This window comes from Burkholderia sp. ABCPW 14 (assembly GCF_001523835.1).
In the GTDB taxonomy this organism is placed as follows: domain Bacteria; phylum Pseudomonadota; class Gammaproteobacteria; order Burkholderiales; family Burkholderiaceae; genus Burkholderia; species Burkholderia mayonis.
In genome coordinates, this window is sequence record NZ_LOVS01000192.1 from 78,509 (window position 1) to 84,588 (window position 6,080).

At 70.4% G+C, this 6,080-nt stretch carries 7 protein-coding genes and 1 pseudogene; 4 read left to right on the forward strand and 4 right to left on the reverse strand.

Annotated features, from left to right (window positions below; all coding sequences use genetic code 11):
- Positions 1-303: 303 nt before the first annotated feature.
- Positions 304-558, forward strand: a complete 255-nt coding sequence (locus WS62_RS28325; RefSeq protein WP_231748439.1) for a DUF2917 domain-containing protein — start codon at positions 304-306, stop codon at positions 556-558.
- Here the strand turns inward: WS62_RS28325 and WS62_RS28330 are convergent.
- Positions 531-1,055, reverse strand: a complete 525-nt coding sequence (locus WS62_RS28330; RefSeq protein WP_082721359.1) for a citrate/2-methylcitrate synthase — start codon at positions 1,053-1,055, stop codon at positions 531-533. The two genes, WS62_RS28325 and WS62_RS28330, sit on opposite strands and share 28 nt — an antisense overlap.
- 161 nt (positions 1,056-1,216) lie before the next feature.
- Here WS62_RS28330 and WS62_RS28335 point away from each other — a divergent pair, with 161 nt between their 5' ends.
- The gene (locus WS62_RS28335) at positions 1,217-2,614 is read left to right on the forward strand and encodes a CoA transferase (RefSeq protein ID WP_066578046.1); all 1,398 of its coding nucleotides are present in this window, start codon (positions 1,217-1,219) and stop codon (positions 2,612-2,614) included.
- 21 nt (positions 2,615-2,635) lie between these two features.
- Here the strand turns inward: WS62_RS28335 and WS62_RS28340 are convergent, their stop codons facing one another.
- On the reverse strand, positions 2,636-3,382 hold the full coding sequence (locus WS62_RS28340) for a GntR family transcriptional regulator (RefSeq protein ID WP_066578021.1): 747 nt from the start codon (positions 3,380-3,382) through the stop codon (positions 2,636-2,638).
- Positions 3,383-3,549: 167 nt separating this feature from the next.
- Between WS62_RS28340 and WS62_RS28345 the strand changes: the two genes are divergently transcribed.
- Positions 3,550-4,395, forward strand: a complete 846-nt coding sequence (locus WS62_RS28345; RefSeq protein WP_066578024.1) for an aldo/keto reductase — start codon at positions 3,550-3,552, stop codon at positions 4,393-4,395.
- Positions 4,396-4,555: 160 nt separating this feature from the next.
- A pseudogene (locus WS62_RS28350) lies at positions 4,556-4,973 on the forward strand (aldo/keto reductase); the annotation flags it as partial.
- An 18-nt stretch (positions 4,974-4,991) separates the two neighbouring features.
- On the opposite strand, the gene WS62_RS38525 reads toward WS62_RS28350, so the two are convergent.
- Together WS62_RS38525 and WS62_RS38530 are read right to left on the reverse strand one after the other, a co-directional pair.
- Complete coding sequence (locus tag WS62_RS38525) at positions 4,992-5,678, reverse strand: hypothetical protein (RefSeq protein WP_156441175.1); 687 nt, start codon at positions 5,676-5,678, stop codon at positions 4,992-4,994.
- The coding region (locus tag WS62_RS38530) for a hypothetical protein (protein ID WP_231748440.1) at positions 5,641-6,080 on the reverse strand (440 nt) is incomplete at its 5' end. The genes WS62_RS38525 and WS62_RS38530, both read right to left, overlap by 38 nt.

Genomic DNA, 6,080 nt, shown 5'->3' on the forward strand with positions numbered 1-6,080 from the left:
GTTCGGAGCAGGCAGCCGACATTGTAGGGAAAGCCGGCGATGCGTGCAGCGCGGCTGTGCGGCCGCCGTGCCTGACCGGCTACGCCTGACCGGCCGTGCCTGACCGGCCGTGCCTGAGCGCGCGCCGGTACAGCGCGGGACGATACGCACGCAAGTGTGCATGGGATGCGACGCGCGTGCGTCGCGATAATCGGGATATCAAACGATCTTCGCTACCGAAGCGGGCGATGCGCGAAATCCGCCCCCGCGTTCTCGACTGTCGCGAGCCGGCCGCCGCCTGGCGCGCCGCACGCGACGCTGCGCGTGACAGCGGGCGAAGCCTGGCTCACCGTCGATGGCCGCCGCGACGACTATCGGCTCGCGGCCGGCCAATCGTTCGCGCTGCCGCGCGGATGGCGCGTGTGGATCGGCGCGGGACGCGGCGGCGCGCGGATCGAAGTGGCGCGGGCTGCCGTCGTCGGCGTGCAACCGTGCTTTCGCGCGATCGCGATGCACGTCGGCGCGTGGTGGTCGGCGCGCCGGCGCCGCGGTCACGCCGCGGGGTCGACGCCGACGTAACGCGCGCGCGGCCGAATCAGCTTGCCGTCCGCGCGCTGCTCGAGCGCATGGGCGATCCAGCCCGCGACGCGCCCCGCGGCGAACAGCGTGAATGCCGCGCCCGCCGGCAGCGCGAGCATGCGTTCGAGCGCGGCGAGCGCGAAATCGATCGTCGGCTTCTCGCCGAGCGCGGCTTGTGCGGCTTCTTCGAGCGTCGCGGTCGTCGCGAGCGCGATCGCATCGCGGCCGCGATAGCTGAGCTTGCCGTCCGCGATCTGCGTGATCCGCGATTCGAGGACGGGCACGCCCCAATCGAGCGTGCGTTCGGCGACGTTGCCCGCGCGCTTCGCGTCCGCGCCGCGCCGCGCGAGCAGGCGGACCTCGTCAGCGTCGTAATAGCGGCGCTTGCTCGTGCCGTCGGCGCGCGACTGCAGCAAACCGCGGCTCACATACGCGTAGAGAGTCGGCACGCTGACGCCGAGCAGTTGCGCGGCCTCGTTCGCGCTCAAGCGGGACATGGCGACGGTTCCTCGTGTCGAAGACCGGACGACCGGATGCGGCGCGCGCGGGCGTTTACGTCGCGGCCGTTCGTCGAGCATGGATTCTTGCAATCGGGATTGAATGCGTCTGCGCGCAATTCTAGACTCGTTTGCATGTTCACCACGACGAGGCCGACGCGATGAACCCCCGGCACGCATTGACGCATCTGTGGCAACTCGCGGGCGGCGATCCGGCCGCGCTCGAACGCGTCGATCTAGACGGCGACGATCCATGCCTGCCGTCGGTCCATCGGGTCGGCACGCTCGCGGCGGCCTCGATCGCGGCGGCGGGCCTCGCCGCCGCCGAATGCGATCGCGTGCGAACAGGGCGCGCGCAGCGTGTCCGCGTATCGGTGCGGCACGCGCTCGCGGCGTTTCGCGGCGAACGGTATCTGCGCGTTGACGGACGCGCGCCGCCCGAGCCGCGGCATCCCGTCACCGGCTTCTACGAGACGCGCGACGCGCGCTGGATTCAAGTGCACGCGAATTTCCCGCATCACTTGCAAGGCGTGCTCGACGTGCTCGGCTGCGGCGGCGAGCGCGAACGGGTCGCGGCGGCGATTCGCAGCCGGGACGGCGAGGCGCTCGACGCCGCGCTCGCCGATGCGGGCTTGTGCGCGGCACTGATACGGTCTCCCGGCGAATGGCAGACGCACGAGCAGGCGCGCGCGCTCGCGCGGCGGCCGCTCTTCGAGATCGAGCGGATCGGCGATGCGCCGCCTCGGCCGATCGGCTCGGGGGCGGCCGCGCAGCCGCTGTCCGGCGCGCGCGTGCTCGATCTGACGCGGATCATCGCGGGGCCCGTCGCGGGACGCACGCTCGCCGCGCACGGCGCGCAGACGCTGCTCGTCACCGGCCCGCATCTGCCGAACATTCCCGCTTTCGTGATCGATAACGGCCGAGGCAAGCGTTCGGCGTTCGTCGATCTGCGCGACGCGGCGGGCCGGGCGGCGCTCGATGCGCTCGCGTCGCAAGCGGACGTGTTCGTGCAGTCGTATCGGCCGGGTGCGCTCGATGCGTGCGGCTTCGGCGCGCACGATCTCGCGCGGCGTCATCCGGGCATGGTCTGCGTATCGGTGTGCGCATACGGCGGCGACGGGCCGTGGGCGTCGCGGCGCGGCTTCGACAGTCTCGTGCAGTCGGCGAGCGGCATCGCGTGGGTCGAACGGCAGGCGGCGGGCGGGCGCGTGCCCAGGCATCTGCCGTGTCAGGCGCTCGATCATGCGACCGGCTATCTCGCCGCGTTCGGCGCGATGACGGCGCTCGTGCGGCGCGCGCGGGAAGGCGGCAGCTGGCATGTGCGCGTGTCGCTCGCGCAGACGGGGCGGTGGCTGCAGTCGTTCGGTCTCGTCGAAGGCGGCGAGCGCGTGCCCGACACGACGCTCGACGATGTGCAGGATTGTCTCGACGACGCGCTCGCATCGCCGTTCGGCGCGGTGCGCGGAGTGCGGCCGGCGGAGAGGCTGTCGGCGACGCCGCCGCGCTTCGCGCGCGGACCCGTGCCGCTCGGCAGCGATGCGCCGCGCTGGCTGCCGTGACGCGTGCTTGCCGCCGGCGGCCTACTTGCGCAGCTCGACGACGAAATCGTAATAATCGTTTCGACAGTAAGTGTCGGTGAGTTCGATCGCACGCTGATCGTGCGTGAAGCCGATTCGCGTGATGAGCAGGAGCGCGTCGTGCGGCGCGATGCCCATCTGCCGGGCAATTTCGTCAGTCGCGTTGACCGCGCGGAAGTGCTGCAGCGCGCGCACGATCGGCGTGCCGCGCTGCTCGAGATAGCTGTACAGCGAATCGCCGATCGCCTGCGGATCGGGAACGATCGTGGCGGGAAACGTCGAGTTCTCGACCGCCATCACGATGCCGTCCGCGAGCCGCAGGCGCTTCAGGCGCGTGACCGACGCGGCGGGCGACAGCCCGAGCTGGATCACCTCGTCGCGGTTCGCGGGCTGGATCTCGCGCGCGAGCCACGTCGAGCTCGGCGTGAAGCCGCGGCGCTTCAGCATCTCGCTGAAGCTCGACAGCCGCGACAGCGGATCTTCATAGCGCGGCTGGATGAAGTTGCCCGCGCCTTGCGTGCGCCGGATGAGCCCTTGTTCGACGAGGAGCGCGATCGCCTTGCGCGCGGTGATCCGCGACACGCCGAGCGATTCCGCGAGCAACCGCTCCGACGGTAGCGCTTCGCCCGCGGTCCAGCGGTTGTCGTGGATCGCGTCGCCCAGCTTGCGGGCGAGTTGCAGATAGAGCGGCGTGTCGTTGTCGGGGTCGGGGCGCAGGTCGGACCAGCGGTCTTCCGTCGATGGCTTCATGGAGTGGAGATAGAAAACGGTGCGGCCATTCTAAGACATCGCGTGCCGCGCTTATAGCCGGGTTTTGCGCTGAATGCCGCCCGAAGCCGCGCGAATCGCTACACTGACGAATCACGCGCGGGCCGCATGCGACGCGTTCCGCGCTCGAACACGTGACGAGGAGCGATATGACCAGCATGCTCGAAACCATCGCGCTGCCCGGCGGCGAACGCATACCGAAGCTCGGGCAGGGCACCTGGGAAATGGGCGAGCGGCACGCGAAGCGCGCGGCCGAGATCGCCGCGCTGCGCGAGGGCGTCGACCTCGGAATGACGCTCATCGATACCGCGGAGATGTACGGCGACGGCGCGACCGAGACGCTCGTCGGCGAAGCGCTCGCCGGCGTGCGCGACGACCTCTTCGTCGTCGGTAAGGTCTTGCCGCATCGTGCGAGCCGCGCGGGCGTCGTCGCCGCGTGCGAGGCGAGCCTGAAGCGCCTGCGCACCGACCGCATCGATCTCTATTTGCTGCACTGGCGCGGTTCGATTCCGCTCGCTGAGACGATTGCCGGCTTCGAGACGCTGCGCGACGCGGGCAAGATCCGCTACTGGGGCGTCAGCAATTTCGACGTCGACGACATGGAGGAACTCGCAGCCGTCGCGGGCGGCGTCGCCTGCGCGACGAATCAGATTCTCTACAACCTCGCGCGCCGCGGCCCCGAGTTCGATCTCTTGCCATGGCTCGCGCGCCGCGAGATGCCGGCGATGGCGTACAGCCCGATCGATCACATGCGGCTGCCGAAGCGCACGGCGCTCGACGACATCGCGCGCGAGCGCGGCGTGTCGCCGATGCGCGTTGCGCTCGCGTGGGTGCTTAGGCAACCGAACGTTCTGGCGATTCCGAAGACGGCCAGCGTCGAGCACGTGCGCGACAATCGCGCGGCGCTCGATCTCGTGCTCGACGACGGCGAGCTCGCGCGGCTCGACGCGCACTTCAAACCGCCGCGCGGCAAGCGGCCGCTCGAAATGCTGTAGCGGCGCGCGCCGCGGCGACGCGATCGATGCGAGCGGGCGGCGGTTCGCGCAATGCGCGGGCAGCGCGTCGCGCCCGCCCGATCGAATCGTACGCAGGCAGGCAACAAAAAGCCCGTCCGTTGCCGGACGGGCTTTCGTTTCATGGGCCGTGCAGCGCCATGTCCGCCACTGGGACGTGAGCAATTTCGACACGGCCGGCATGGAGGAGCGCGTCGACGACGCAGGCGGCACGACATGCGTGACCAACCAGATTCCCTACAACATCGCGCGGGACGCGGACCGGAATTCGACCTGCTGCCGCGGCTCGCAGAGCGTCGAATGCCGGCGATGCCCTATAGCCTGGTCGATCGCGCGTGCCTGCCGAAGCGTTCGCCCTGGACGAGATCGCACGGTTGCGCGGCGCGCTCGCTTGGGTGCTCATTCAGCCTGGCGTGTTCGCGGCCGCGAAGGCGGCGCGGATCGAGCACGTGCGCGACAACCGCGCCGCGCTCGATCTCGTGTCGAGCGATGACGAGCGCGCGCAGCTCGACGCGCACTTCGATCCGCCGCGCAGCAAACGCTCGCTCCCATTGCTTTGACCTGAGCGACGCCGCGGATCAGTGGCCGTTCCCGTGGCCGCCGTTGCCATGGCCGCCGTTGCTGCCGCCATTGCCGTTGCCATTGCCAACACCGTTGGCACCACCGTTGCCGGCGCCGCCGCTGCCATTGCCGTTGCCGTTGCTGCCGCCGTTGCCGTGACCGCCGTTGGCACCACCGTTGCCGCTGCCGTTGCCGTTGCCATGGCCGCCGTTGCCGCTACCGTGACCACCGCCATTGCCATTGCCATTGCCATTGCCATTGCCATCGCCGTTGCCGTTGCCGTTGCCGTGGCCGCCGTTGCTGCCACCGTTGCCATTGCCAACACCGTTGGCACCACCGTTGCCGGTGCCGCCACTGCCGTTGCTGCCGCCATTGCCACCGCCATTACCACCGCCATTACCATGGCCGCCGTTGCTGCCGCCATTGCCGTTGCCATTGCCAACGCCGTTAGCACCACCGTTGCCGGCGCCGCCACTGCCGTTGCCATTGCCGTTGCTGCCGCCGTTGCCATGGCCGCCGTTGCCGCCATTGCCGCTGCCGTTACCATGGCCGCCGTTGCCGTTGCCGTTGCCGTTGCCATGGCCGCCGTTGCCGCTACCGTGACCACCGCCATTGCCATTGCCATTGCCATCGCCGTTGCCGTGACCTCCGCCATTGCCGCCGCTGTCATCGCCGGCGTGTTCCCGCCGCCGCCGCCCCCACAAGCGCCACCGCCGTTACCTTGACCACTGCCGTTACCTTGACCACTGCCGTTGCCGCCGCTGTGTCCACCATGGCCTCCGCCACCGGAAGTTCCGCCACCGGAAGTTCCGCCGCCGGAAGTTCCGCCACCGGAAGTTCCGCCGCCGGACGTGCCGCCGCCCGAAGTGCCGCCGCCCAAAGCACCGCCACCCGAAGCACCGCCGCCCGAAGCACCGCCACCCGAAGCACCGCCACCCGAAGCACCGCCGCCCGAAGCACCGCCGCCCGAAGCACCGCCGCACGAAGCACCGCCACCCGACGCACCGCCGCCGGAAGCACCGCCGCCCGAAGCACCGCCGCCTGAACCTCCGCCGCCGGCACCGCCGCCGCCCGAGCCCCCGCAGCTCGCGGCTCCGCCGCTGCCG

Coding starts and splice junctions, on each gene's coding strand:
- WS62_RS28330 (WP_082721359.1), bottom strand. CDS start 1,055: ATGTCCCGCTTGAGCGCGAACGAGGCCGCGCAACTGCTCGGCGTCAGC.
- WS62_RS28335 (WP_066578046.1), top strand. CDS start 1,217: ATGAACCCCCGGCACGCATTGACGCATCTGTGGCAACTCGCGGGCGGC.
- WS62_RS28340 (WP_066578021.1), bottom strand. CDS start 3,382: ATGAAGCCATCGACGGAAGACCGCTGGTCCGACCTGCGCCCCGACCCC.
- WS62_RS28345 (WP_066578024.1), top strand. CDS start 3,550: ATGACCAGCATGCTCGAAACCATCGCGCTGCCCGGCGGCGAACGCATA.